General features: G+C 60.9%; 20 protein-coding genes. 5 read left to right on the top strand and 15 right to left on the bottom strand.

Translation table 11 applies throughout. The annotated features are described in order from the left end of the window. Window positions 1–10: 10 nt before the first annotated feature. The 3 genes from preA to hydA all read right to left on the bottom strand — a co-directional run bounded on the left by preA (window position 11) and on the right by hydA (window position 4,299). The gene (preA, locus tag FFH90_RS17755) at window positions 11–1,285 is read right to left on the bottom strand and encodes an NAD-dependent dihydropyrimidine dehydrogenase subunit PreA (RefSeq protein WP_138867747.1); all 1,275 of its coding nucleotides are present in this window, start codon (window positions 1,283–1,285) and stop codon (window positions 11–13) included. After that, complete coding sequence (locus FFH90_RS17750; protein WP_138867746.1) at window positions 1,286–2,653, bottom strand: NAD(P)-dependent oxidoreductase; 1,368 nt, start codon at window positions 2,651–2,653, stop codon at window positions 1,286–1,288. Window positions 2,654–2,859: 206 nt separating this feature from the next. After that, window positions 2,860–4,299 (bottom strand): dihydropyrimidinase, encoded by a 1,440-nt coding sequence (hydA, locus tag FFH90_RS17745; RefSeq protein ID WP_138867745.1) that lies wholly within the window; start codon window positions 4,297–4,299, stop codon window positions 2,860–2,862. 621 nt (window positions 4,300–4,920) lie between these two features. Between hydA and FFH90_RS17740 the strand changes: the two genes are divergently transcribed. Both FFH90_RS17740 and FFH90_RS17735 read left to right on the top strand, forming a co-directional pair. Continuing rightward, window positions 4,921–6,405: an NCS1 family nucleobase:cation symporter-1 gene (locus FFH90_RS17740; protein ID WP_018929683.1), complete on the top strand. Its 1,485-nt coding sequence runs from the start codon at window positions 4,921–4,923 to the stop codon at window positions 6,403–6,405. 147 nt (window positions 6,406–6,552) lie between these two features. After that, window positions 6,553–7,836, top strand: coding sequence for a Zn-dependent hydrolase (locus FFH90_RS17735; RefSeq protein ID WP_138867744.1), 1,284 nt, complete (start codon window positions 6,553–6,555; stop codon window positions 7,834–7,836). A 21-nt stretch (window positions 7,837–7,857) separates the two neighbouring features. On the opposite strand, the gene FFH90_RS17730 is transcribed toward FFH90_RS17735, so the two are convergent. Beyond that, the gene (locus tag FFH90_RS17730; protein WP_019648908.1) at window positions 7,858–8,271 is read right to left on the bottom strand and encodes a DUF6691 family protein; all 414 of its coding nucleotides are present in this window, start codon (window positions 8,269–8,271) and stop codon (window positions 7,858–7,860) included. A 2-nt stretch (window positions 8,272–8,273) separates the two neighbouring features. After that, window positions 8,274–8,708, bottom strand: a complete 435-nt coding sequence (locus tag FFH90_RS17725; RefSeq protein WP_026345784.1) for a YeeE/YedE family protein — start codon at window positions 8,706–8,708, stop codon at window positions 8,274–8,276. A gap of 171 nt (window positions 8,709–8,879) precedes the next feature. Between FFH90_RS17725 and FFH90_RS17720 the strand changes: the two genes are divergently transcribed. Continuing rightward, window positions 8,880–10,376, top strand: a complete 1,497-nt coding sequence (locus tag FFH90_RS17720; RefSeq protein WP_138867743.1) for a helix-turn-helix transcriptional regulator — start codon at window positions 8,880–8,882, stop codon at window positions 10,374–10,376. Between the two features lie 193 nt (window positions 10,377–10,569). Continuing rightward, window positions 10,570–10,818: a DUF1652 domain-containing protein gene (locus tag FFH90_RS17715; RefSeq protein ID WP_064618276.1), complete on the top strand. Its 249-nt coding sequence runs from the start codon at window positions 10,570–10,572 to the stop codon at window positions 10,816–10,818. 454 nt (window positions 10,819–11,272) lie between these two features. On the opposite strand, the gene FFH90_RS17710 is transcribed toward FFH90_RS17715, so the two are convergent. The 3 genes from FFH90_RS17710 to FFH90_RS17700 all read right to left on the bottom strand — a co-directional run bounded on the left by FFH90_RS17710 (window position 11,273) and on the right by FFH90_RS17700 (window position 14,436). Next, entirely contained in the window at window positions 11,273–12,388 is a 1,116-nt protein-coding gene (locus FFH90_RS17710) for a Gfo/Idh/MocA family protein (protein ID WP_111453507.1), read from the bottom strand. Between the two features lie 187 nt (window positions 12,389–12,575). Further along, entirely contained in the window at window positions 12,576–13,343 is a 768-nt protein-coding gene (locus FFH90_RS17705; RefSeq protein WP_018929676.1) for an SDR family oxidoreductase, read from the bottom strand. A 25-nt stretch (window positions 13,344–13,368) separates the two neighbouring features. After that, a complete protein-coding gene (locus tag FFH90_RS17700) occupies window positions 13,369–14,436 on the bottom strand; it encodes a phosphotransferase family protein (RefSeq protein WP_111453508.1) in 1,068 nt (355 codons plus the stop codon). A gap of 188 nt (window positions 14,437–14,624) precedes the next feature. On the opposite strand from FFH90_RS17700, the gene FFH90_RS17695 reads away from it, so the two are divergent. Next, window positions 14,625–15,020, top strand: a complete 396-nt coding sequence (locus tag FFH90_RS17695; RefSeq protein ID WP_018929674.1) for a DUF4280 domain-containing protein — start codon at window positions 14,625–14,627, stop codon at window positions 15,018–15,020. 194 nt (window positions 15,021–15,214) lie between these two features. On the opposite strand, the gene FFH90_RS17685 is transcribed toward FFH90_RS17695, so the two are convergent. The 7 genes from FFH90_RS17685 to tssE all read right to left on the bottom strand — a co-directional run bounded on the left by FFH90_RS17685 (window position 15,215) and on the right by tssE (window position 25,188). Further along, window positions 15,215–15,757, bottom strand: coding sequence for a toxin-antitoxin system YwqK family antitoxin (locus FFH90_RS17685; protein ID WP_138867741.1), 543 nt, complete (start codon window positions 15,755–15,757; stop codon window positions 15,215–15,217). Window positions 15,758–15,769: 12 nt separating this feature from the next. Beyond that, window positions 15,770–17,779, bottom strand: coding sequence for a type VI secretion system tip protein VgrG (tssI, locus tag FFH90_RS17680; RefSeq protein WP_064618266.1), 2,010 nt, complete (start codon window positions 17,777–17,779; stop codon window positions 15,770–15,772). A 61-nt stretch (window positions 17,780–17,840) separates the two neighbouring features. Next, window positions 17,841–19,292: a hypothetical protein gene (locus FFH90_RS17675; protein WP_064618264.1), complete on the bottom strand. Its 1,452-nt coding sequence runs from the start codon at window positions 19,290–19,292 to the stop codon at window positions 17,841–17,843. Between the two features lie 140 nt (window positions 19,293–19,432). After that, on the bottom strand, window positions 19,433–21,976 hold the full coding sequence (gene tssH / locus FFH90_RS17670) for a type VI secretion system ATPase TssH (RefSeq protein WP_138867740.1): 2,544 nt from the start codon (window positions 21,974–21,976) through the stop codon (window positions 19,433–19,435). Window positions 21,977–21,978: 2 nt separating this feature from the next. Then, on the bottom strand, window positions 21,979–23,004 hold the full coding sequence (gene tssG, locus FFH90_RS17665) for a type VI secretion system baseplate subunit TssG (protein WP_111453516.1): 1,026 nt from the start codon (window positions 23,002–23,004) through the stop codon (window positions 21,979–21,981). After that, entirely contained in the window at window positions 22,968–24,761 is a 1,794-nt protein-coding gene (gene tssF / locus FFH90_RS17660; RefSeq protein ID WP_138867739.1) for a type VI secretion system baseplate subunit TssF, read from the bottom strand. The genes tssG and tssF overlap by 37 nt, the downstream gene beginning before the upstream one ends. Next, window positions 24,745–25,188 carry a type VI secretion system baseplate subunit TssE gene (tssE, locus tag FFH90_RS17655; RefSeq protein ID WP_111453518.1) on the bottom strand — a complete coding sequence of 148 codons (444 nt, stop codon included), beginning with the start codon at window positions 25,186–25,188 and terminating at the stop codon, window positions 24,745–24,747. Before tssE ends, tssF begins: the two co-directional genes overlap by 17 nt. Between the last annotated feature and the right edge of the window lie 14 nt (window positions 25,189–25,202).

Raw genomic sequence — 25,202 nt, 5'->3', positions numbered from 1 at the left:
TCTTCAGCCCTCAAACCGTGACATGGTAGGGATTGCGGGGATCATGGTTCCAATCCAGAAACGGCTTGCCCGTATCCACCGGGACCATCTCGATGCAATCCTGCACCGGGCAGGTGATCTGGCACAGGTTGCAGCCCACGCACTCCTCATCGATCACTTGATATTTATGCGTGCCATCGGCCTGTTTGAGGCTGGCAATCGCCTGGTGCGAGGTGTCTTCGCAAGCGATGTGGCAGCGACCGCAACCGATGCACGCCTCCTGATCGATTTTCGCAATCACCTGATAGTTGATGTCCAGGTACTTCCAGTCCGTGGTATTGCTCACCGCACGCCCGGAAAAGTCCGACACGCTGGCGTAGCCCTGACTGTCCATCCAGCGTGACAAACCGTCCTTCATCTCCTCGACAATCCGGAAGCCATGCAGCATCGCCGCCGTGCACACCTGCACCGAGCCGCTGCCCAGGGCAATGAATTCCGCCGCATCGCGCCAACTGCCGATGCCGCCAATGCCGCTGATCGGCAAGCCCTGGGTCTGCGGGTCGCGGGCGATCTCGGCGACCATGTTCAACGCAATCGGCTTCACCGCCGAGCCGCAATAACCGCCGTGGGTGCTTTGGCTGCCGACGGCGGGATTGGCGACCATGCGCTCCAGATTGACGCTGGTGATCGAATTGATGGTGTTGATCAACGACACCGCATCGGCGCCGCCACGGTGGGCGGCACGGGCGGCGACGCGGATGTCGGTGATGTTCGGCGTGAGTTTGACGATCACCGGCAACGAGCTATAGGTCTTGCACCAGCGCGTGACCTGTTCGACGTATTCTGGCACCTGGCCGACCGCCGCGCCCATGCCCCGTTCCGGCATGCCGTGGGGGCAACCGAAATTCAGCTCGATGCCATCGGCGCCGGTGGCTTCCACCAGCGGCAGGATGTTTTTCCACGACTCCTCGACGCAGGGCACCATCAGCGACACGATCAGTGCGCGGTCCGGCCAGTCCTTTTTGACCTGGGTGATTTCCCGCAGGTTGATCTCCAGCGAACGGTCGGTGATCAGCTCGATGTTGTTGAAGCCCATGACTTCACGGTTAGCACCGAAGTGCGCCGAGTAGCGTGACGACACGTTGACCGCCGCCGGGTCTTCCCCCAGGGTTTTCCAGACCACGCCTCCCCAGCCGGCCTCGAACGCGCGGACCACGTTGTAGGCTTTGTCGGTCGGCGGCGCGGAAGCGAGCCAGAACGGGTTGGGGGCCTTGATGCCGGCGAAGACAATCGAGAGATCGGCCATTTACGCAGCCTCCACGTTGAGCATGAGTTGAGCGTTGATCGCCTCGGCGGCCAGCTTGCCGTGCTGCACGGCTTGCACGGTGAGGTCCTGATCGAGGCTGGTGCAGTCGCCACCGGCATACACGCCGGGAATGCTGGTGCGCAGCTGCTCGTCGACGAGGATGCGATCGCCCTGACGCTTGAGTTCACGGGCCAGCGGGTCGGCGAGGGCGGAAGTGTCGAAGGTCTGGCCGATGGCTTTGAAGATCGCGTCGGCGGCCAGTTCGAAGGTTTCGCCGGTGGTTTGCAGGCGACCTTCCACCAGGCGGGTACGGGCGAAGCGCATGCCGCGCACATTGCCCTGATCGTCGAGCAGCACCTCTTCGGGTTGCGCCCAGGTCAACAGCCGCACCTGATTGGCCTTGGCGATGTCCTGTTCGTGACCGGTGGCGCCCATGTCCGCGACACCACGGCGGTACACCAGGTTCACGTCCCGGGCACCGAGACGGGCCATTTGCACGGCCATGTCGATGGCGGTGTTGCCGGCACCGAGGACGATGCAGCGTTCGGCCAGCGGCAGTTGCGTCAGGTCATCGGCCTGGCGCAGTTCGCGGATGTAGTCGGTGGCGGGGAGCAGGCCGGGGGCATCCTCGTTGGGCAGGCCCAGTTGTTTGCTGGCGGCCAGGCCCAGGCCGAGGAACACCGCATCGAATTGCTGATGCAGTTCGCTGAGGGTCAGGTTGTCGCCGAGTTTCTGCCCGTGACGAATCTCGATCCCGCCAATCCCCATCAGGAACTCAAGCTCCTTCTGCGCGTAGTCGTCCACCAGCTTGTACTTGGCGATCCCGTATTCGTTGAGGCCACCGGCCTTTTCCCGGGCCTCGAAAATCACTACGTCATGGCCGTGCATGGCGCTGCGGTGCGCGCAGGACAAACCGGCCGGGCCTGCACCCACCACGGCGATGCGCTTGCCGGTTGCGGCGGCGCGCTGGAACGGGTGTTCGCTGAAGTGTGCGTTGTCCACGGCATAGCGTTGCAGCAGGCCGATCAGTACCGGCGCGCATTCCTGGGCGTTGTTGCGCACGCAGGCTTGCTCGCAGAGGATCTCCGTCGGACAGACCCGGGCACAACTGCCACCGAGGATGTTGGCCGAGAGGATCTTCTGCGCCGCACCCTGCACGTTTTCCTGATGGATATTGCGGATGAACGATGGAATGTCGATGTCGCTTGGGCACGCGTTCACGCACGGCGCGTCGTAGCAATACAGGCAGCGCGAGGCTTCCAGATGCGCCTGACGCTCGTTGAGCGGCGGCGCCAGGTCGGTGAAATGGCCGGCGAGGGCGGCCGCGTCCTCATGGGGATGCGGGAGGTGGTTCAAAGTCTTGATCACGGTGTTGGCCTCACGGTTAATTGAGGTACTGCCTCTGGTGGGCATTGGTTTTTTCGCATCATCCTGTGGCGAGGGAGCTTGCTCCCGCTGGGTGGCGAAGCCGCCCCACATCCTGCCAAATCGGTTGTCCTGCCCCCCCGAGTCGACTGGCTTTGGGCCTGCTGCGCAGTCCAGCGGGAGCAAGCTCCCTCGCCACAGAGGGCAGATCAGCGTTTTACTGCTGTCGGCTTGTGCAACTCAGCCCGCTTGCTCAGCAAATCAAACACCACCGGATACGCCGGCCGTTCGATATACCGGCCCGCGCCACGCTCGGCGCGCAAATCACCATCGGCCCACACCACACGGCCCTGGCTGACGGTGTGACTCGGTACGCCACGCACGGTCTTGCCTTCGAAGATGTTGAAGTCGACCTGCTGGTGGTGAGTCTTGGCTGAAATCGTCCGCGTGCCTTCCGGGTCCCACAGCACCAGATCGGCATCGGCACCGACACGGATCGCACCTTTGCGCGGGTAGAGGTTGAAGATCTTCGCGGTGTTGGTGGAGGTGAGCGCTACGAAGTGCTGCATCGACAAACGCCCGGTGTTCACCCCTTCATCCCAAAGCACTGCCATGCGGTCTTCGATACCGGCGGTGCCGTTGGGGATCTTGCTGAAGTCGTCACGGCCGGCGGCTTTTTGCTCGGCGCAGAAGCAGCAGTGGTCGGTGGCGGTGGTGTGCAGGTTGCCCGCTTGCAGGCCGTGCCAAAGGGCTTCTTGATGACCGCGCGGGCGGAAGGGTGGGCTCATCACGTAACCGGCGGCGGTCTGCCAGTCCGGGTGTTGGTAAACGCTGTCGTCCAGCAGCAGATGCCCGGCCAGCACTTCGCCGTACACCGGTTGGCCCTTGGCGCGGGCATAGGTGATTTCGTCGAGGGCTTCCTTGGTCGAGACGTGGACCAGGTATAGCGGCGTGCCCAACGTTTCGGCGATGCGAATCGCCCGGCTCGCGGCTTCACCTTCCACCTGCGAAGGTCGTGATAGCGGATGCGCTTCCGGCCCGGTGATGCCCTGGGCCATCAACTTGCGTTGCAGGTGATAGACCAGCTCGCCGTTTTCCGCGTGCACGGTCGGCACCGCGCCCAATTCCAGGCAGCGCTCGAAACTCGCCACCAGCGTATCGTCGGCGGCCATGATCGCGTTCTTGTAGGCCATGAAATGCTTGAAGCTGTTGACCCCGTGCTGGCTGACCAGCTCGGCCATTTCCTCGCGGACTTGCTCGCTCCACCAGGTGATGGCGACGTGAAAGCCATAGTCAGACGCCGACTTCTCGGCCCAGCCGCGCCATTGATGAAAGGCCTCCATCAATGATTGCTGTGGGTTGGGTATCACGAAGTCGATGATCGACGTGGTGCCACCGGCCAATCCCGCCGCGGTGCCGCTGAAAAAATCTTCGCTGGCCACCGTGCCCATGAAGGGCAGTTGCATGTGGGTGTGCGGATCGATGCCGCCGGGCATCAGGTATTGGCCGCTGCCGTCGAGCACTTGCGCATCGGCGGGAACATCGAGGTTTTCACCGATGGCTTTGATCACGCCGTCGGCGCAATACACGTCGGCGCGATAACTTTCATCATGGGTAATAACGGTGGCGCCACGGATCAACAGAGACATTCCGAGTTCCTCGCAGGCATGACCGACTATTGCCGGTTCTAGATGTTTTATATGAAGCAGACGCCAATCGGTGTATTCCTGTCAGCGCTGTCAAGAATAGACGCTAGCTGCAGTTTGTGGATTGAGCAAGAATATTTTTTATAAGCTTATTATTGTTTTAACTGTTTGATAAATAACGATAAAAAATGAAAATCACCAAAATGGTGAGACCGCTCACCATTTTGACGCACTTGACAGGTTGGAAATATGGTCAAGATTTTCTATGTGAAATCAGCCGGTTGAGGATGGTCTATGGTTGATGCGCAACCTTACAAAAAAGATCGACGCACCAGATTGAGTCCTGACTGTTCGGACAACTTGCCTGGCATTCGGCCTGAGTGACAGGGCAACTGACCGGGGACTCGCTAGCTGGATAAATAAAGCTGATTAACATCAGTTGGTTAGCAAAGTTTTATGGCACTGCCCGAGGCGCAAGCGGGGCACCCGGCACGTTTATTGATGCCGCCGCTGGCACCGTGGCCGGTCCGTAAAAGTTGTCAGTTTCTCCGGCCATCGTCCGGCTCGCGCGCATTGCGCCAGCCTCTGATGAGCAAAAATAATCAAAAGAACAGTGGAGCGGCCATGCAACAGATCAGATCGCAAGTGACCGAGCGCGACGGCTTGTTTGAGCTCGAAGCCGGCAGCGATGTCCTCGACAGTCCCCGATACAACCACGACATGGCACCGACCAAGGTGCGCGAACGAACCTGGAACAAATGGCACATCACCGCGCTGTGGGTCGGCATGGCGATCTGCGTGCCGACTTACACCCTCGGCGGAGTGCTCACGGCCTACTTCGGCCTGACCGTGGGCGAAGCGCTGCTGGCGATTCTGTTCGCCAATATCATCGTGCTGATCCCGCTGACCCTGAATGCCTTCCCCGGCACCAAGTACGGCATTCCGTTTCCGGTATTGCTGCGCTCGTCCTTCGGCATTCTCGGTTCCAACATCCCGTGCCTGATCCGCGCCCTGGTGGCGTGTGGCTGGTTCGGCATCCAGACCATGTTCGGTGGGCTGGCGATTCACCTGTTTCTCGGCTCGGTGTTCGATGGCTGGAAGGCCCTCGGCGGTACCGGCGAGGTGATCGGCTTCATGCTGTTCTGGGCCTTGAACCTGTGGGTGGTGATTCGCGGCGCGGACTCGATCAAGTGGCTGGAAACCCTCTCGGCGCCGTTGTTGGTACTGGTGGGCGTGGGCCTGCTGGTGTGGGCCATGCCGAATGTATCGATGACCGAGTTGCTGGCGATCCCGGCCAAGCGTCCGGAAGGGGCCGGCGTGGCCAGTTATTTTGCCGCCGGGCTGACCGCCATGGTCGGCTTCTGGGCCACGCTGTCGCTGAACATCCCGGACTTCAGCCGCTACGCGAAAAGCCAGAAGGACCAGATCGTCGGGCAGATCATCGGTTTACCCCTGACCATGTTCCTGTTCGCCTCCCTCGGCGTGGTGATGACGGCCGCGTCGGTCAAACTGGTGGGTGTCACCGTCTCTGATCCGGTCACCCTGATCGGCCATATCCAGAGCCCGGTCTGGGTCGCACTGGCCATGGCGCTGATCATCATCGCCACCTTGTCCACCAACACTGCGGCCAACATCGTGTCGCCAACCAACGATTTCCAGAACGTCGCGCCCAAGTACATCAACCGCACCACGGCGGTGATGCTCACGGGGTTGGTCGGGTTGGCGCTGATGGCCCATGAACTGCTGAAAAAGCTCGGGCTGATTGTCTCGGATCTGAGCCTGGAGACGGTGTATTCCAACTGGTTGCTCGGCTATTCGAGCCTGCTGGGGCCGATCGCCGGGATCATGGTGGTGGACTATTTCCTGATCAAGAAACAGCAACTGGATTTGGCCGGCCTCTATCGTGATGACGTGTACCCGGCGTGGAACGGGTTTGGCTTCATCGCGTTCGGCGTGCCGGTGGTGTTGACGCTGCTGTCGCTGGGCAGCGATGCCTTCAGCTGGTTCTACAGCTACGGCTGGTTCACCGGCTCGGCCTTGGGAGGGCTGATTTATTACGGGTTGAGTTCGATGCGGCCGAGTCCGACTGTCGTGAAATCTCCGGTGTGATGAGTGATCGTTCCCACGCTCTGCGTGGGAACGCAGCCAGGGACGCTCCGCGTTCCAGGAGCGGACGCAGAGCGTCCAGGGATGAATTCCCATGCGGGGCGTGGGAACTAGCGAAGAAACCGATAACAACTGCCTGAGGAGATCACCATGAACGCTGCTGTAGACGTTCTGCAATCCACCCATCAGCACATCAATCGCGACCGTCTGTGGCAGTCGCTCATGGACCTGGCCAAGCTCGGCGCGACGGTCAAGGGCGGTGTCTGCCGGCTGGCCCTGACCGACCTCGACCGCCAGGCGCGCGATATCTTCGTCAAGTGGTGCGAGGAGGCCGGTTGCACGGTCAGCATCGACGCCGTCGGCAACATCTTCGCCCGTCGTCCGGGACGCAATCCGAATCTGCCACCGGTAATGACCGGCAGCCACATCGACACTCAGCCCACCGGCGGCAAGTTCGACGGTTGCTTCGGCGTGCTGGCCGGGGTCGAAGTCTTACGCACCCTCAACGACCTCGGCGTGGAAACCGAAGCGCCGCTGGAAGTGGTGGTCTGGACCAACGAGGAAGGCTCACGCTTCGCCCCGTGCATGATGGGTTCCGGCGTGTTCGCGGAAAAATTCACCCTCGAGGAAACCCTGGCCAAGGTCGATGCGGCGGGCGTGACCGTCGGCGAAGCCTTGAACGCCATCGGTTACGCCGGGCCGCGCCAGGTCAGTGGTCATGCCGTGGGAGCGTACTTCGAGGCGCACATCGAGCAAGGGCCGATTCTTGAGGACGAACACAAAACCATCGGCGTGGTGATGGGCGCGCTGGGCCAGAAATGGTTCGACCTGAAACTGCGCGGCGTCGAAGCCCACGCCGGCCCGACGCCAATGCACTTGCGCAAGGACGCGCTGGTCGGCGCCGCGGTGATCGTCGGTGCAGTCAATCGCGCAGCCCTCGGTCATCAACCCCATGCCTGCGGCACCGTAGGCTGCCTGCAAGCCTATCCCGGCTCGCGCAACGTGATTCCCGGCGAAGTGCGCATGACCCTGGACTTCCGTCATCTGGAACCGGCGCGACTCGACTCAATGATCGCCGAAGTCCGCGAGGTCATCGAAACCACTTGCGAGCAACACGGCCTGACCTTCGAACTGACACCCACCGCCGACTTCCCGCCGCTGTATTTCGACAAGGGCTGCGTCGAAGCGGTACGCGGTGCGGCTCAAGGGCTCGGTCTGTCGTACATGGACATCGTCAGTGGAGCAGGGCACGACGCAATCTTCCTCGCCGAACTCGGCCCGGCCGGGATGATCTTCGTGCCTTGTGAAGGTGGTATCAGCCATAACGAAATCGAAAACGCCGCGCCGGATGATCTGGCCGCCGGGTGCGCCGTGTTGTTGCGGGCGATGCTGGCGGCGTCGCAGGCAATTGCCAGTGGTAAGCAGGCGGCTTGACCACTGACCTGGCGGGGATGCTCAACGGCGGGTTTGCAGCGCTTTGAACATCAGCATCCCCGCCAGCATGGCGATGGCGAACACCCAGGCCTGCCAGTGCCCCGTCGGCAACAACACCAGTGCCGGGCCGGGGCAGATGCCGGCAATACCCCAACCGATGCCGAAGAGCAGGCTGCCACCGATCAGGCGTCGGTCCAGCTCACGGCTGACCGGCAATTGCATAGGCGCACCCAGCAAGGATGTCGGTTGTTTCATGGCCCAGTGAAACGGCCCCCAAGCCACGGCAATGGCGCCGATCATGACCAGCGCCAGTGACGGATCCCACAGGCCGGCAATGTCCAGAAAACCCAGCACTTTGGCCGGGTTTGCCATGCCGGCCAGCAACAGGCCGATGCCGAACAGCAGGCCGGCGAGGAAAGCGGTCAGTTTGCGCATGTTCAATACCCCAGCAAATGACGCAGGACGAACGCGGTCACGAAGCCTGTGAACATGAAACTCAATGTCGCGGCAATGGAGCGTGGTGACAGGCGCGAGATACCGCACACGCCGTGACCACTGGTGCAGCCGGAGCCATAACGAGTGCCGATGCCGACGCACAATCCAGCGATGATCAGCCCCACCGTACCGGTTTTGAATTCGATGGTCGGCCACACATGAAACAGCGTCCAGACCAACGGTGCCGCCAACAGTCCGAGCAGGAACAGGGCTTTTTCACCTCGTCCTGAATCATTACGCTCAAGCAGGCTGCCCAACAGCCCGCTGATCCCGGCAACTCGCCCGTTGGCCACCACCATTACGCTCGCGGCGAGGCCAATCAGCGCTCCTCCCGTGAGGGCAGACCAGGGGGTGAAGTGAAGAGAATCAAACACCATGGCAACTCTCCGTATAGACAAAAAGCGGCACTAAACCACTCTTTCCCTATTGAGCATAGGGCTACTTTGGGAGGGCCACGGGTGCCGGGCTTTTTGCACTATCACAAACGTCTGCGGTCGTAATCTTCACTGGGCAGCGCGCAAAAGTGCCGCCGCAATTGTGGAGTTCCAATGAGCCAGGACGTCCTGAGCACTGAAACCAATCGCCGCCAGTTGCAGCAGATCATCGCCGGCCTGTCCGATGGGGTGATTCTGCTGGAGCTCGACCAGACCATTCTCTGGGCCAATGACGCCGCGCTGGCCATGCACGGTGTCAGCGAGATTGGCGAGTTGGGGGCCAATGCCGGGGAGTACGCCAAGCGTTTTGCCTTGCGTTATCGCAACAATCATCCGGTAGCGATCGAGAACTATCCGATCAGCCGCGTGGCCCATGGCGAGACGTTCAGCGATGTGATGGTGGAGGTGACGCAGCTGGAAAATGAAGAGCGCACCTGGGTTCACAGCGTGCGCAGCATGGTGCTGGCGGACCGTGCCGGTGAGCCGGAATCGTTGGTGCTGATCATGAACGACGTTACCGACTGGGCCAGCGCCGAGCAGCGCTTCGAGAAAACATTCAACGCCAACCCGGCCCCGGCCGTGATCTGCCGCCTCAGCGATTTGCGCTACATCAAGGTCAACCAGGGTTTCGTGGACATGACCGGCTATGCCCGGGATCAGGTGATCGGCGCTTCAACCTATGAACTGGATGTGCTGGAACGTGCCGAAAACAAGGATCTGGCCAAGCAGCGTCTGCGTGACGGCGCGACCATTCCGCAGATGCAGGCCGAGCTGCAATTGGCCGACGGTGGCAGCAAGCAGGTGATCGTTGCCGGGCAACCGCTTGAGCTCAACGACGAAGCTTGCATGCTGTTTTCCTTCGTCGACATGGAGCTTCGGCACAAGGCCGAAATCGCCCTGCGCCAGAGCGAGGAACGGTTCGCCAAAGCGTTTCGCCTCACTCCGGTGCCGATCCTGGTGTGCCGCGCCGCGGACCAAGTAGTGATGGACGTCAACGAAGCCTTCCTGGAGTCCCTCGCATTTCCCAATGATGAAGTGCTCGGCAAGACCGTGGCGCAACTCGGCTTCATTGATGACGCGGGCGCTCGCACGCGACTGTTTGCGACCCTGGAGAAAAGCGGGCGCGTGGATCGTGTCGATGTCAGGGTGCGCCGGAAGGATGCCGTGCTGATTGATTGTGCGGTCTCGGCGGACACCGTGAACATTCAGGACGGCTCTTGCTATCTGCTGGTGTTGATGGACATCACCGAGCGCAAGCGCACCGAGTTGGAGTTGGTGTCGGCGATCGAAGAGGTGATGAAAGATGCGTCTTGGTTCAGCCGTACGCTGATCGAAAAACTCGCCAATGTGAAAAACGTCAATTCGCCGCAGTTGCCCAGTGTGTCGTTCACCGACCTGACCACCCGGGAGCGCGATGTGCTCGGCCTGATTTGTGAAGGCCTGGCCGACAAGGAGATCGCCGCGCGCCTGAAACTCGCGCCCAATACAGTGCGCAATCATGTGTCGACGGTGTACTCCAAGCTCGATGTGCATAGCCGTAGCGAGGCGATTGTCTGGGCTCGAGAACGAGGTCTGTTCTCCGGCGTGAAGCGGACCAAGGGGCAACGTTAAGGTGCAAATGCACTAGTGCGGGTGGTGCAATTTCATGTATTGATCAGATGGGGCTTTTTCTAGGCTGTCGGGGTGCGAGACGTGGCTTGGGCCCGGTATCGCGTCCTCTTCGATGCAGCTGAAGGAACAACCTCATGGGTGCGAAAAGAACAGGCGGGCAGTCGACTTTACGCTGTCGCCAAGGTGAGTCGGGATGAGTTACCTGGTGCAATTGCGTATGCGGTTGGAGCGGAGCTTTTTGCCGTTGGCCTGTGAGTGTGCGCTTGCCGGGGATAATTCGTTGACGGTGAAGCTTTACCATCCGGCGACAGGGCAGGTGGATCTGGTGGTCAGCGGGTTGAACGTGGCGACGCTCCGGACGCCGGAGGCAGTGGCGGCGTTGATTGAAGAGCTGCGCTATGAGCTTGAAAGCAGTGGCTTGAATCGATCCTCCGCTCTTTAGGCGTCATATCCCGCAGGCCTGCGGTAATGGAATGGTCGCAGTCTTTCTGGCATTGGCGGGTAGCTAAGCTATAAGGAATGCGAGGGTATTTCTTTTCTGTGACAGGGCCGCGGGTTCGCGGGATGGTTTTCGAGTCGCGGAAAATGTCGATTACTTACCGCGGGTCAGCCTATGAACAATTTTGGGAAATGTGCTTTTTCACCACTGTCGCTCGCACTCTGCATGGCAATTCTCGGTGGTTGCGCCAGTCCGCCGCCTCCACCCCCGGCCGTACCGCCACCGACACCGGTTCGTACCTGTTCGACCACCGAAAGTACCGATGTACAGGGTGATATGAGGGCTGAAGGGCAGGTGACCCGAACCACGACCCTGACCCGTTGCGTCACTCAGTAAACCGGGTCCGGTGTACCGCCAGTAGCACGTGCAACTGGCGGTGTATGACCTGAGCGTCGGTTCAGACTTCCTCGATCCTGACCCACCGCGACTCTCGTGCCGCCAGACGAATCGCTGTTGCCAGGCGTTCGACTTCCCACGCCTGCTCGAAATCGGTCCCGTCCTGGCCGAGACCGGCCAGCGCCATCACCAACTCATGCACTTCAAGGGTCTTGAGTTCGTTGTAACCCAACTGGTGCCCCGGCGCCGGGCTGAAGGCGGCGTAACCCGGCAAATCCGGCCCCGCCAGCAGCCGTTGGAAACCGTTTTGCCCGGCACGATACAGCCGCAGTTCATTCAAGCGTTCCTGATCGAACGCCAGGGTGCCTTGGGTGCCGCTGATTTCAAAACTCAGGTGATTCTTGTAACCGTGTTTGAGCCAGCTGCTGCTGAACGTCCCTCGCGCGCCATTGGCGAACCGCAGCAATGCGTGGACCTGATCGTCGACCGCGACCTCGCGTCGTTCCTGACCACCCGCCGTCACGGGGCGTTGCGCATGTACGGTCTGGGTATCCGCGCACACCGCCTCGACGTCGCCCAGCAGATGACGGGCCATGGCCAGTAAATGACTGCCCAGGTCCGCCAGGGCGCCGCCGGCGTAATTGGCGTCGCAGCGCCAGGACCAGGGTGAAACGGGATCGGCCATGAAGTCTTCGCTAAACTCGCCCTGGAAACTGATGATCTGCCCCAGCGCGCCGTTTTGAATGAAATCCCGAGCCAGGCCGATGATCGGGTTGTGCTGATAGTTGTAACCCACCCGCGTCACCACGCCTGCGGCTTTGGCTGCAAGGCGCATGGTACTGGCCTGCTCGAGGCTCACCGCCAGCGGCTTTTCGCAATACACCGGTTTACCGGCGGCGATGGCAGCCATGGCCATGGGGTAGTGCAGATGATTGGGGGTGGTGATGGCGATCAGGTTGACCTTGGGGTCATCGATCAACTGTTGCCAGTCACTATGAGCCGCCTCAAAGCCCCAGGCATCGGCGCAGTGGCGGGCGCGCTGCGGGTCGGCGTCGGCAAGGGCGGCGAGTTTGAGCTTCAGCGGCAATTCAAAAACAGCGCTGACATTGCGAAAGGCCAGGGCGTGGGCGCGGCCCATGAAACCTGTGCCGATGAGTCCGATACCGAGTTCGCGCATAGCCGGGGTCCTTTGGATTTTTATTTTCAGGAGGGCTATTTATGGAATAAAAATTCGCAATATGCAAATTTCGGAATAAATATTCTTGTAGTGAGAGTGCCAATCCCCCTACGCAGGGGCGGGGTGCACGCGAGGGAAACAAAAAAGGCAGCCCTGAGGCTGCCTTCGGTTTATTCGCAAAACCGAATCAGGACAGGAACCCGCCATCCACATTCAGCGAAACCCCGGTCGTATAGCTGGAAGCATCACTCGCCAGGTACAACACCGCACCGGCCATTTCACTCGGATCCGCCACGCGCTTGAGTGGAATCTGCTGCAATGCGGTGTTCAAAATTGCCTCGTTCTTCACCAGCGCCGATGCAAACTTGGTGTCGGTCAAACCCGGCAGCAAGGCGTTGCAGCGAATGCCGAACTGCGCGCATTCCTTGGCGAATACTTTGGTCATGTTGATCACCGCTGCCTTGGTCACCGAGTAGATGCCCTGGAAGATCCCCGGTGAGATGCCGTTGATCGAGGCGACGTTGATGATGCTGCCACCGCCGTGTTCGCGCATCAGCTTTCCGGCTTCCACCGACATGAAGAAGTAGCCGCGAATGTTCACGTCGACGGTTTTCTGGAAGGCGCTGAGGTCGGTGTCCAGCACGTTGCAGAACTGCGGGTTGGTCGCGGCGTTGTTGACCAGGATGTCCAGACGCCCGAATTGTTCGCGGATGGCGGCGAAGACCTGGGTGATCTGTTCCATCTCACCGATGTGGCAGGCAATGGCGGTGGCCTTGCCGCCGGCGGCGATGATCGCGTCGGCGACGTGTTGGCAGCCATCGAGCTTGCGGCTCGAAACGATCACGTGGGCACCTTGCTGTGCCAGCAGTTTGGCGATGGCTTCACCGATGCCGCGACTGGCACCTGAGACGAAAGCGATCTTGCCGTCGAGGTCGAACAACTGAGTCTTGGACATGATTTTTCCTTGTTATGGGGCCTGATCAGAGGCTGGATTTCTGAATGACCTGCAAGCTCATCTGCTCCAGCAGTTTGTTCATGTGAATGAACTGTGCGAAGCGTTTGTCCTGGGTCTGACCATGGAAGAAGCGGTAGTAGATCTGCTGCACGATGCCGGCCAGACGGAACAGGCCATAGGTGTAGTAGAAGTCGAAATTGTCGATCTGGATGCCGGCGCGCTCGGCGTAGTAATCGACGAATTCGCGGCGGGTCAGCATGCCGGGGGCGTGGCTTGGCTGGCGGCGCATCAGTTGCACCGGTGCCGGGTCGTCGGCTTCGATCCAGTAGGCGAGGGTGTTGCCCAGGTCCATCAGCGGGTCACCGAGGGTGGTCAGCTCCCAATCCAGCACGCCGATGATCTGCATCGGGTTGTTCGGGTCGAGGATCACGTTGTCGAAGCGGTAATCGTTGTGGACGATGCTCGACGTCGGGTGATCGGCTGGCATTTTGTCGTTGAGCCAGGCCTTTACCGCTTCCCACTTCGGCGCGTCCGGGGTCAGGGCCTTCTCGTAGCGCTCGCTCCAGCCTTTGATTTGCCGCGCGACATAACCTTCGGGTTTACCGAGATCACCCAGGCCATAAGCCTTGTAGTCGACCCGGTGCAATTCGACGAACTTGTCGATGAAGCTCTTGCACAGGGTTTCGGTCTTCGCTGAATCAAGACCCAGTTCCGGTGGCAGTTCGGAGCGCAGGATGATGCCCTTGACCCGTTCCATCACATAGAACTCGGCGCCGATCACCGATTCGTCAGTGCAGTGCACGTAGGCTTTGGGGCAATAGGGAAAACCGTCCCGTAGCTGATTGAGGATGCGAAATTCACGGCCCATGTCGTGGGCGGACTTGGCTTTGTGGCCGAATGGCGGCCGCCGCAGGACGAATTCCTGTTCGGGGTATTCCAGCAGGTAAGTCAGGTTCGACGCACCGCCCGGAAACTGGCTGATCACAGGCAAACCACTCAGACCCGGAATGTGCGCCTTGAGGTATGGATCGATCAGGCTGGCATCGAGTTCTTCGCCAGAGCGGATACGGGTGGACTGGTCAGTAAGCGCCATGCTTATCCCTTCTGCTTATTTTGGAGGCCAGACATCATTGGCTAATCTAATGGCGCTCCGGGGTGGCCACAAGCGCGGCACGGTCTTATAGGTTAGCGTGTTGCCGGATAATCAGCGTTCCTGATGTGCGCGAACAGGCGCGGCGGGCTATGGTTCAGGGAGCGTCGCTTCCAGGAAGGAGATTCGACATGGGCTGTCCGCAAGTTTGCGCCACCGCGACCCTGCAATGCAGTTTCGGCGCGGCGCCGGCGGTACTCAACGTGCTGCCAGTGAACCGCACAATGACCGGGGGCATGCCGGCGGCGAACATCATGGACCACATTCCGTTGGTGAACGTCATGCCGTTCGGCACGTGCATGAGCATGGCCAACCCGATGGTCGCGGCCGCCACCGCCGCGGCGCTTGGCGTGCTGACGCCGATGCCGTGCATCCCGGCCACCGCCACCCCGTGGATCCCCGGCGGCGCGCCGACCCTACTGCTGGGCGGCATGCCGGCCATCGATGCCAACAGCACCTTGATGTGCAACTGGGCCGGAGTGATCAAAATCGTGATGCCGGGGCAAATGCAGATGCTGATTCCCTGATCGCCACAACCTCTGTAGCAGCTGGCGAAGCCTGCGTTCGGCCGTAGCAGCTGTCGAGCTTGCGAGGCTGCGTTCGGCTGCGAAGCAGTCGTAAAACCTGAGATTGCGGTACATCAGGCAGACTGCGTCAGCCGGACTTGCGACTGCTTCGCAGCCGAACGCGGCCTCGCGTTGCTCGGCAGCTGCTACAGAGCTCAGGCTTGAGAAGGATCGCTCCAGCGCCTGAACCACCAGCGCATTCGTGAGATCGGCTTGCCGTCGGCGTCCAATGGTCGTCCGTCGCTGGCGAAGCCCTGTTCCGGTTCCAGCAATTGACCGTTGAGATATCGAGCCTCGACGGCCGGCTTGCCGTTCGGATGAAAGCGTTGATAGCGCCCGTCGCGCACGCCGTCGCGGTAAAACTCGACCTCCGCCAGTTGCCCATCGGGAAAGTAATTGAACGCCTCGCCATGCAACAGCCCTCGGCGATAAGTTGCCTTGCGCTGCAGACTGCCTTCGGGGGCATAGAAACTGGCAACCCCCTGCAGCTTGTCATGGACAAACGGCAGCTGCGCCGAGACCTTGCCATTGGGGTGGTAGAGCAGGGTGGTGCCTTGCAGCTCGCCGTGGCTGTAGTGCAAATCAGCCTGCGCGCGCCCGTCATCCTTGATGTGCAGCGCACCGTCGAGCTGGCCATCGAGCAGGCGCCCTTTGAGCTGTTTATCGTTCTGTTGCAAATCCAGCGGCGTGATGGCCATGGGTTCTCCTGATCAGTTGACCTGCACCAGACCCCCCTTGATGGTCAGCATGCCGCCACCATCCACGGTCTGCGAAGCGGCGCCCTTGTTGGTCAGGCTGATCCCGGCATCGTTGGTCATCGTCGTGCCGGCCTTGTTCTCCAATGAGGTACCAGCCTGATTGCTCATAGAGGTGCCGGCCTTCTGGCTGATCGAAGTACTGGCCTCGGCCGCCAGATCGGCGCCGCTCTTGATCGCGAAACTGCCACCGCTTTGCAGGGTCAGGGTGCCGGTCACTTTGATGGTCAGGTTGCCGTCCACCGTCAGGCTGTAATCTCCGGTGACCTTGTGCGTGTAATTGCCGCCGGTACTGTGGGTCTGGTCGGCGCCCACGGTCACCGTGCGGCTGTCCTTCACATCGAGCGTGTCGCTGCCGGTCTGGATGGTCACGCTGCGTTTGCCTTTTTCCAGGGTCACGGTCTCGTCGCCGTCCTTCACCGTGCGCGTGCGAGCGTTCTGCACGGTCAGGGTTTCGTCGTGGCCGACCGTGGCGGTGGTGTCGTTGAGCACGTTGATCTTCAGGTCTTTCTGCGCCTGCAAAAACACCTCTTCGGCGTCTTTCTTGTCCTCGAAGCGCAACTCGTTGAAACCGCCGCCGCCCTTGGACGATTGGGTCTTGATTCCCGACTGGGTCTGATTCGCCGGCAGCGCATAGGGCAGCGCGTTGTCACCGTTGTAGACGCAGCCGGTTACCAGCGGTCGATCCGGATCGCCATCGATAAAGGTCACGATCACTTCCTGGCCGATGCGCGGCACGAACTGCATGCCGAAGCCCTTGCCACTCCAGGGCAGTACAACTCGCACCCAACAGGAACTGGTTTCGTCGTTCTTGCCGTCGCGGTCCCAAGGGAACTGCAACTTGATCCGGCCGTATTCGTCGGTCCAGATTTCTTCGCCCGACTTGCCGACGACAATTGCCGTTTGCGGGTGCATGCGCGGTTTGGGGGTGATGCGTTCCGGGCGGTACGGCGTGGCCTTGGGGATTGCCTCGAAGCGATTGCGATAGCTGTCGTGACTGGCGTCATGTGTCACCGCCGTCACCACCCAATCGATGTTCAACGTTGAATCATCGTGCCCGGCGAGGGTGAACCAGTGCCCCGGCACCAGCCAGCGGCAGTCGCTTTCACCGACAAAGCGTTTCTCCTGACTGCGCAAGCCGTCGACCCGCTGCTTGGTCAATGCATCGCCGCGCGCCTTGGCGTTGTAGCCGCCCGGATGCTCATACATCGAACGCGGCCCGGCCACCGCTTCGGCTTGGCCGTACAGCGATGTGGTCGGGGTGGTGAATTCATAATCCGTCGACCGATACACACCAGCCACGGCCTGAACGCAGACCTGCCCGGAGCGAATGCCGTGCAGTTCACGTTCGCCCAGTTGCTGGCCGAGATAGCTGACCTTGGGTCCATTGGGAATCGGCACAAACGCATCGTTACTGTCACCCAGCACCAGCGTGTGCTTGCCGTCCTCATGGGTGAAAAACCAGAAAATCCCTTCTTCCTCCAGCAACCGCGAGACGAACGCGAAATCGGTTTCGCCGTACTGCACGCAGTATTCGCGCGGGGTGTAACTGCCGGTGAGTGAGAGCTTGAAGTCGGTGAAGGCGTGGGCCTTGAAAATCGTGGTGACGATGTCTGAAGTGCTGAGGTTCTGGAACACGCGGTTGTTGCTGGCAAGGGTCAGCCACCAGAGCCATGGCCGTAGTACAAGCTGATAGCGCTCGGCGGTGGCGTCGGCGGGGAGTTGTCGGATTTCGGCGACCAGCGCGTCCAGCGGGCGGGTGAGGGCGTCGTTGTGCAGGGTGGCGGTGACGTGGGTGGCGACGGCGGTGGTCAGGGTGAGCGAGGAGCCGTCGTTGAGGCCGTTGAGAATTTGCGAGCCGAGCTGGTTGAGGGCCTCTTCGCCGGAAAGGGATTCAGGGTAAAGCGCCGACAGCGAGGCGGCGGTGAGGGAAAGGCTGGTGGTGGCATCGACGGAGCGGGGCATCAAGTAGCCTCAGGTGGTCAATGAATCAGCTTCGCAGCGAACCATTCTTGGCGCGGCGGCATCAACTAAGCTTAAGTCCGGCCAATGAGCAGCGTTCATCTATTGAAGTGTCTGATATGAAACTAATTCTCGACTTGATAAGGTTGTAGAAGTCGCGTTTGCTGAGGCCGAATACCTCAGTGCTACCCTTGGTTTTTCTGCTGCGGGCCATTATGGTCCGAATCACAAGATCGTTGATCTGATTGGCCGATAACTCGTCAAACATTAAGGTGAACAATACGGCTAATTGGTTGGCGTCTGCCAGATTTATGTTGGTGTTGTTTTCAGTAATGGCATATTCCTGATAGGTGTTCTGATAGTTGAGTGTCAGACGCTGTTTGATGGGAATATAGTGGTTCAGGGCAGAAATACTGGCCACCACCACGGCGATACCATCGGGAACTTGAGCATTCCAGGGTAAATGGGCCATGGGTGCCGGTTTCTTTTTAGTGGGAACCGGTTTTCCTGAGGTAGGATTGACTGTCATGGCGGTGAAGTTGTAAGTGGCAGCACCGACAATCATCACTCCGTTGTCACTGGTGCCCAGTGCCAATACACTTTTGTATTGCGTGCCTAATGCACCGCTGGCGTCGAGGATAGGAGAAAGGTCATCCCTGATGTCTGGGTCCATTACCTGATAGATATGATCCGTAACAGTAGGGTTGTCGTCCCCGCCTAATGAATAAATGAACTGATCGGCGATATAACAGAAATCTTCGTCTTTGACGTGTATATGCAACCGTTCACCAACATATTCGACCTCGGTAACCTCTTTTAATAACTGCAGGTTGTGAGTTTCGCAAAGCTTGATGATCTTTGCATTCCTGGCCCCAGGCAGTACTGCTCCCGTGAATTCGGAGCCGCCGGGGCGGGCAAGCCAGTTCATCTTTGGCGAGTGTTTGCTGGCAATATCGACCACCCAGGCGGCGGTGGCGCTACCGCCGTAGATAGCGCGGTCAATATTGGGAACTTGTTGCTCCTCGTCTTCAAGAAATTCGATACCTTCGATAACTTGTGAGTATTCAACACCGGGCGCAGGTGTTCCTGTTATTTTGGGCGGTTTACGTTGGGCGCCAATGCCGGTGGCAATCACTATTTTTTCAACGATTAAGGCATGCGAGGTATCAAACCAGGCGACGTAATTTCCTGGTTGGGTGAGTGACTTGGATATCCGCCGTACCTTGCGTGAAGGATTGTGACCGTAGCGACTACCTTTGACGATTTCACTGACGCCTTGCTGAAAAACACCTGAGGAGAGGAAGTTGTCCAGGCTCATTTCACCATTGGCAACCGTGAACGACGGTGGTGGAGAACCCGGTAAGTGCAGGAGGTGGGCGGGCTGGCCCATGGGGTGTTCTACGAGTTTTGCCCATAGTCCATCCTCACCGACAACTACAGTTTTATAGCCATCGGATGAGGTGTTCAGGAACACTGCAGCGGAAACGCCTGCGCCTATTATCAGTCGGGTCGGCATGATGACTTACCTCATATTGGCTGCACTACCTTCATCGAAAAATAACCAGCACAGCACATGGCAACTGCTTCCTCTGCTATGCGACATCTTCGGGTTTACACTTTGCTCCTGTTTACACAAGAGAGTCAGTCGTCCGGGACTTACTCCAACACCCACTCCGCCAACTTCCCCGTCACCTGCGTCATCAACACATTCTCGACATCCCTCGCACCCGCCGCACTGCACTTGGCCAACACCGCCTGCACAATCCCGGCATCGAACTCAAACTGTTTCCCGGTCGCAGCCTTGTACCGGCCGCGCAATTTCTCCAGCTTCGCCAGCACAATCCCTTCCAGCGTCGCTTCATCCAGTGGCCGATACGCCACCACCGTCATGCGCGCCAGAAACGCCGGGCGAAAGGCTTTCAGCAGCACGTGATGCAGCACTTCGTTGAAGGCATCGGTGCCCAGTTGAGCGGTCGGTGTGTCGAGCAGCAACTCAGCCCCGACGTTGCTGGTGGCGAGCATTACGGTGTTTTTGAAGTCCACCACCAGCCCGGTGCCGTCTTCCATCACGCCTTTGTCGAAGACGTTGTAGAAGGCTTCGAGCACGTCCGGATGGGCCTTTTCGATTTCGTCGAGCAGCACCACCGAATAGGGTTTGCGCCGCACCGCTTCGGTGAGTACACCGCCGCTGCCGTAGCCGACGTAGCCGGGTGGGGCGCCTTTGAGTTGGCTGACGGTGTGGGCTTCCTGGTATTCGGAAAGGTTGATGCTGATCAGGTTGCGTTCGCCGCCATACAGCGCGTCGGCCAGGGCGTAAGCGGTTTCGGTTTTGCCGACGCCGGTGGGGCCGACCAGCAGGAACACGCCGACCGGTTTTTGCGGGTCGGTGAGGCCGGCGCGGTAGGCTTGCAGGCGTTGGGCGATGGTGTTCAGCGCGGTGCTCTGGCCCATGACGCGCAGGCCCATGCGCTGGCCGAGGGTGCGCACGGCATGGGCTTCGTCGGCGAGCATCTTGCCCACCGGGATGCCGGTCCAGCCGGCGATCACCGCAGCCACGGTTTTGCCGTCGACCTGCTCCGGCACCAGCGGATCGTCCTGGCGAATGGCGTCCAGCCCGGCCTCCAGGCGCACCAGTTCGGCGGCCAGATGATCGATGCGGCTATCAGTCGCTTCGTCCGGTTTATCGTTGTCGGCGCGTTCGCTCAAGGTGAGTAATTCGCGACGGGTTTCCAGCAGTTCGCGCACGGCGATCCGTTCTTCGTTCCAGCGAATTTCCAGCTCGCGAATGGCCTGCACGTTACCCACGGATTCGGTTTCCAACAGGGTAATGCGTTCACGGTGATCGAGCCCGGTGGCCTGTTCGCGACGCAGGCGTTCGACTTCATCCTTGAGGCTCTGCTGGCGATGGCGCAGGCTTTCCAGCGGTGGCGGCACGTCGTGCTGGCCGAGGGCGACCCGGGCACACGCGGTGTCGAGCACGCTGATGGCCTTGTCCGGTAACTGGCGCCCGGAGATGTAGCGGTGGGACAGTTTCACCGCTTCGTGGATCGCCGCGTCCAGCACCTGCACACCGTGATGCTGTTCCAGTTTCGCAGCCACGCCACGGAGCATTTCTACTGCGGTGATTTCGTCCGGCTCCTCGACTTGCACCAACTGAAATCGCCGGGCGAGGGCGGGGTCTTTCTCGAAGTATTTTTTGTACTCAAGCCAGGTGGTCGCGGCGAGGGTGCGCAGCTCGCCACGGGCCAGCGCCGGTTTCAGCAGATTGGCCGCGTCGCTGCCGCCTTCCGCGCCGCCAGCGCCAATCAGGGTGTGGGCTTCGTCGATGAACAGAATGATCGGCTTGTCGGCGCTGCGCACCGCGTCGATCACGCCTTTGAGCCGCTGCTCGAACTCGCCTTTGACCCCGGCACCGGCCTGCAACAAACCGAGGTCGAGTACCCGCAGGCTGACTTCCTGCAATGACGGTGGTACATCGCCGGCGGCAATGCGCAAGGCCAGGCCTTCGACCACCGCCGTTTTGCCCACCCCCGGTGCGCCGACCAGGATCGGGTTGTTCTGACGACGCCTAAGCAGGATGTCGATGCACTGTCGAATCTCACCGTCGCGGCCGACGATGGGATCGATGCGCCCGGCGTGGGCATCGGCGGTCAGGTCCTGGGTGAACTGGTCGAGCACTGAATCCTGTTTCGGTTGCGGATGGCTGGCACTGACCGGCCGCGTGCCACCAACGTGTTCGCGCGAGTTTTCGGTCCACTCCAGCAAATTACTGCGCAAGGCTTCCCGTGGAATTTTCAACAGCGACGAGGCGCTATTGAGCAGCAGGCTGCGACGTTCATCACGGTCGAGCAGGGCCAGTAGCAGCAAACCCGAGCGGATGCTCTCCAGGCCAAGCACACTGGCCTGAACCACCGCATCTTCAAGCAGGCCGATGGTGTGCGCCGAGAGCGCCGGGGTGCGGGTACTGCCGGATTTGAACAGTTCCAGGGCCTTGTTGATTTCCGCCGTCAGGGCATCGCGCTCCAGCCCGAAGCGCGGCAGCAGCCAGGCGAAGTCGCCGCCCTCGATGTCCAGCAACTCCAGCAGCAAGTGTTCGATTTCGACGTAATGATGACCCCGTTGCAGGCAGCGCTGTGCGGCCCGTTCGAGGGCGCGGCGGTTGTCCGGGTTGAGGCGTCCGATCAGACTGGCCAGTTCCATGTTCAGGTGATCTCCAGCTGACGAAGGCGGGTTTCGATCCGTTGCACGGCAAGGCTGGTCTGGCGTTGCAGGCCGCCGTTCCAACTGAGCAAGGGCGGGGCCTGGCGACCGAGTTTCATCGGACTGGCACCGCGCACCAACAGCACCAGTGTGCAATCCAGGTCGGGGCCGAAATACAGCGCGCTGAGACTGGCCAGCGCCGGATGGGCTTCACCGTCCGGCAGAAACCGCGCCGCCTGCGCCGAGGTCAGTGGGCCAAGGGTCAGGCGGATGCCGGCGTGTTCATCCCAGACCCGAGTGCCGGCCACCGCGTTACGACCCAGTTGCAGGTTGCGCCCGCCCGGTTGCAGTCGACTGCGACTGGCCGGCGGGATTTCCCGCCAGGCACCTTCATAGGCGCTGAGTTCTACCGGCAATTCGAAGTGCTCGCGCACGATCGCGGCGAAGCCGGCCAGGGAACGACGACCGTCGGCAAACAGTGCGCTGCACGCCAAGACGGCAGAGTCGGGTACGGCCTGGCGTTCCTGCAAGGCTTTGGGCAACAGCCCGGTCAGCGCCCGCAGTTGCGCCTGCACCGGCGACGCGCCGGGGGCCGTGAAGCCGACGGCGATCCGGTGTTTGCGCATCACCTTGTACAGCAGGCTGAGCAAGCGATGCTGGAACAGATCGAGGAACTCGGCCGGGGCATAGTCCTTGGCCCGGGCCCGTTGTTGCAGCCATTCCTGATAGGCGTAGGGCAGGGGGCCGTCCGGCCCGCCGAGGCCAAACACTGGTGTCGTGAGCGTCGGTGGCTGGCCCGCGTCCAGGGTCAGACTTTCGATTTCGCTGGCGGAAAACAGCGGCGTCAACGGCCCGCGCAGGCGCAAGGCTTCCGCTTGAGGGGCGGTGCCGCTGCCCAGGGATTCGGCTTGCGGGTGTTCGCGTTCCAGCAGCAACAACGCCTGCAACAACTCGAACGCCTGCGGATCGCGCCGCAGCTTCTGACTCAGACTCAGAGGGACAGCGGCATGCCGGCTTGGGGTTGCCATGTCTTGACCTCCTTGTCTGACTGGACCAGAACCGTGCGCACGAATCGATTGGCCGTGGCATAGAGTGAAAAGAACTGCGCCAGCACCGCTGAGAACAACACGGCGCTGCTGCCGACGAAATGCTGTGGGTCGAGTTGCAGCCGGACCTCCAGCCCATTGCGCCAGCCGCGCCACGCGTCTTCACCAACATGGGCGATCACCCGTTCGCAGCCGAGGCTTAACAAGCCGTCGATTTGCCGCAAGGCGCTGGCCTCGTCACGCAGGTTGTGCAACTGAAGGATTTCCTTGAGGGCATCCAGCGCTTGCGGCCCCTCGACCAGTGACAAATGGTTGAGGGTCAGTTGCGACACCAGCCGCCAACGGGATTCGCCATCCAGTCGCGGCAAACTCTGCGGGCTCGGCGGGTTGCGCAAACGGGCCCAGGCCACCGGCCCCGGTCGTTCGAAACCCAGGGGGGTGCCGGCCGGCAGGCTCTGGGCCAGATGCCGGTTGGTGCACAGCAGTTCCCCGGTGAGGCTGTATTCGCTGGCCTCGGTCAGCGGATCGAGCCGGGTGTCCACCAGACTCACCATCAGGTCGGTGCCCAGACGATTCGGGGTCATGCCGCTGACCCGTCGCGTATGCCAATAGCATTGTTTGTCGCCGCCGATATGCTGACTGCCGTAATACGCTGGCACCCGTTGCACGCCCTGGCTTGAGCTGGCGCGCATGGCGCGGATGCTGTGGATCTCGACGCTGTTTTCCCGGTGACTGTCGGCGACCAGGCGATACTCGCTGCGGGTGCCGTCCGGGCGCAGTGGTTCCGAGGTTCGTGGAAACAGGTTGATCACCGGTGCGCAGCCCAGGGCGAAGTCGCTGGCCTGAAGGTGCAGGCGGTTGGCCGGGGCGCGGTCGAACACGATGTACAGGTACAGCGTCTGGCTGTCGCTGGAGGCGCCGGCCAATGGAATGTCGAAGAAGTTGAATTTGTCCGGGAACGCAAAGTACTCGGCGAGCAGGCGCATGCCCGGATGCACGCCGTCCTCGTCCGGCAACAGCACTTCGTCGCAGGCAAAACCGACGATTTGCGGTAACCCCGCCAGCATGACCGGCACGCTGCCGACCGGTCCGGCCAGCACCTTCACCGCGTGGGCGCCGAGCAGGTCATACAGGCAGGCGTTGATCACCGGTGAGGCGGCCAGGTGCACGCGCAATTGTTTGATGGCCAGCGTCGACCACTGGCTCTCACCCAGGCAACGCAGGCTCAGGCGCAAGGCCGAACGCGCCTGCGCCACACCGGTCAGGGCCTGTGCTTCATCGCTGCCCAGCAGCAGCGCTTCGTTGATTTCCACCGGCCACAATCGAACCGCAGCGCTGGTGCGAAAGTGGATGCTCTCGCCTTTGCTGGTGGTGACGAATAGCGGTGTGTCGCGGGGCAATGGATAACCATCGTTCAGGTTGCCCTTGCTCGGGTCCGGCTCGAACTGCACGATCGCGCAGGACGGCAACGGCCGCATGGCCAACGGGTAAAGCTGTTCGAGCAAGGCGTCGCTGAACTCGGCGTAATCGTCATCGAGCCGCCGTTGCAAGCGTGCGGCGAGCAGGGCGAAACCTTCGAGCAGTCGTTCGACATGTGGGTCGGGGCATTCACCGGGGGACAGTTCCAGGCGTCTGGCGACCTTGGGATAACGCTCGGCAAAAATGCTCCCGGCGTGGCGCAGCCAGGTCAGTTCGCGTTGGTAGTAATCGAGCAGTTGCGGGTCAATCGAGTCGCTCATGACGCACCTCAAGACCATGGCTGGCCTTCTCGATGACAAAGGCCACGGGCCAGTGCTGCTGGCCGCTGCGTAACTCGCCCACCAGCCGAATGCTCAGTTGCTGCGGATGGCCGGGGACCGGATTGACCTGGACCTCGCCCAGTTGCAGGCGCGGTTCGAAATGGGTGATCGCCTCGCGGACTTCCCGCGCCAACTGACGACGGTCATCGCTGCGCTGCTGTTGCAAGGCAGTCCAGTCAGCGATGCCGTAGTCGAGAATGCTCGGCGGGGAGGTCAGCGGACGTGAGCCGCGTCGGGTGTTGAACAGGCGCAGCAACTCCGTGTGCACCGAGTCGAGCAGCCCCTGGCGATCGAACACCTGCACGGTGTCGACCTCGCTGGCGGCGAGGCGCTCGAACAACGGTGGGAGCATGCCGGTGCCTGCCATGGCCGACGCGTCCG

This window comes from Pseudomonas sp. ATCC 43928, from assembly GCF_005938665.2.
GTDB lineage: Bacteria > Pseudomonadota > Gammaproteobacteria > Pseudomonadales > Pseudomonadaceae > Aquipseudomonas.
The sequence above is the reverse complement of the archived record's forward strand: the minus strand, read 5'-3'. Positions and strand labels throughout refer to the sequence as shown.

Excerpts from the sequence above, each read along its gene's own strand:
- preA (WP_138867747.1), bottom strand. The coding sequence starts at position 1,285 with ATGGCCGATCTCTCGATTGTCTTCGCCGGCATCAAGGCCCCCAACCCG.
- hydA (WP_138867745.1), bottom strand. The coding sequence starts at position 4,299 with ATGTCTCTGTTGATCCGTGGCGCCACCGTTATTACCCATGATGAAAGT.
- FFH90_RS17740 (WP_018929683.1), top strand. The coding sequence starts at position 4,921 with ATGCAACAGATCAGATCGCAAGTGACCGAGCGCGACGGCTTGTTTGAG.
- FFH90_RS17735 (WP_138867744.1), top strand. The coding sequence starts at position 6,553 with ATGAACGCTGCTGTAGACGTTCTGCAATCCACCCATCAGCACATCAAT.
- FFH90_RS17730 (WP_019648908.1), bottom strand. The coding sequence starts at position 8,271 with ATGCGCAAACTGACCGCTTTCCTCGCCGGCCTGCTGTTCGGCATCGGC.
- FFH90_RS17725 (WP_026345784.1), bottom strand. The coding sequence starts at position 8,708 with ATGGTGTTTGATTCTCTTCACTTCACCCCCTGGTCTGCCCTCACGGGA.
- FFH90_RS17720 (WP_138867743.1), top strand. The coding sequence starts at position 8,880 with ATGAGCCAGGACGTCCTGAGCACTGAAACCAATCGCCGCCAGTTGCAG.
- FFH90_RS17715 (WP_064618276.1), top strand. The coding sequence starts at position 10,570 with ATGAGTTACCTGGTGCAATTGCGTATGCGGTTGGAGCGGAGCTTTTTG.
- FFH90_RS17710 (WP_111453507.1), bottom strand. The coding sequence starts at position 12,388 with ATGCGCGAACTCGGTATCGGACTCATCGGCACAGGTTTCATGGGCCGC.
- FFH90_RS17705 (WP_018929676.1), bottom strand. The coding sequence starts at position 13,343 with ATGTCCAAGACTCAGTTGTTCGACCTCGACGGCAAGATCGCTTTCGTC.
- FFH90_RS17700 (WP_111453508.1), bottom strand. The coding sequence starts at position 14,436 with ATGGCGCTTACTGACCAGTCCACCCGTATCCGCTCTGGCGAAGAACTC.
- FFH90_RS17695 (WP_018929674.1), top strand. The coding sequence starts at position 14,625 with ATGGGCTGTCCGCAAGTTTGCGCCACCGCGACCCTGCAATGCAGTTTC.
- FFH90_RS17685 (WP_138867741.1), bottom strand. The coding sequence starts at position 15,757 with ATGGCCATCACGCCGCTGGATTTGCAACAGAACGATAAACAGCTCAAA.
- tssI (WP_064618266.1), bottom strand. The coding sequence starts at position 17,779 with ATGCCCCGCTCCGTCGATGCCACCACCAGCCTTTCCCTCACCGCCGCC.
- FFH90_RS17675 (WP_064618264.1), bottom strand. The coding sequence starts at position 19,292 with ATGCCGACCCGACTGATAATAGGCGCAGGCGTTTCCGCTGCAGTGTTC.
- tssH (WP_138867740.1), bottom strand. The coding sequence starts at position 21,976 with ATGGAACTGGCCAGTCTGATCGGACGCCTCAACCCGGACAACCGCCGC.
- tssG (WP_111453516.1), bottom strand. The coding sequence starts at position 23,004 with ATGGCAACCCCAAGCCGGCATGCCGCTGTCCCTCTGAGTCTGAGTCAG.
- tssF (WP_138867739.1), bottom strand. The coding sequence starts at position 24,761 with ATGAGCGACTCGATTGACCCGCAACTGCTCGATTACTACCAACGCGAA.
- tssE (WP_111453518.1), bottom strand. The coding sequence starts at position 25,188 with ATGGCAGGCACCGGCATGCTCCCACCGTTGTTCGAGCGCCTCGCCGCC.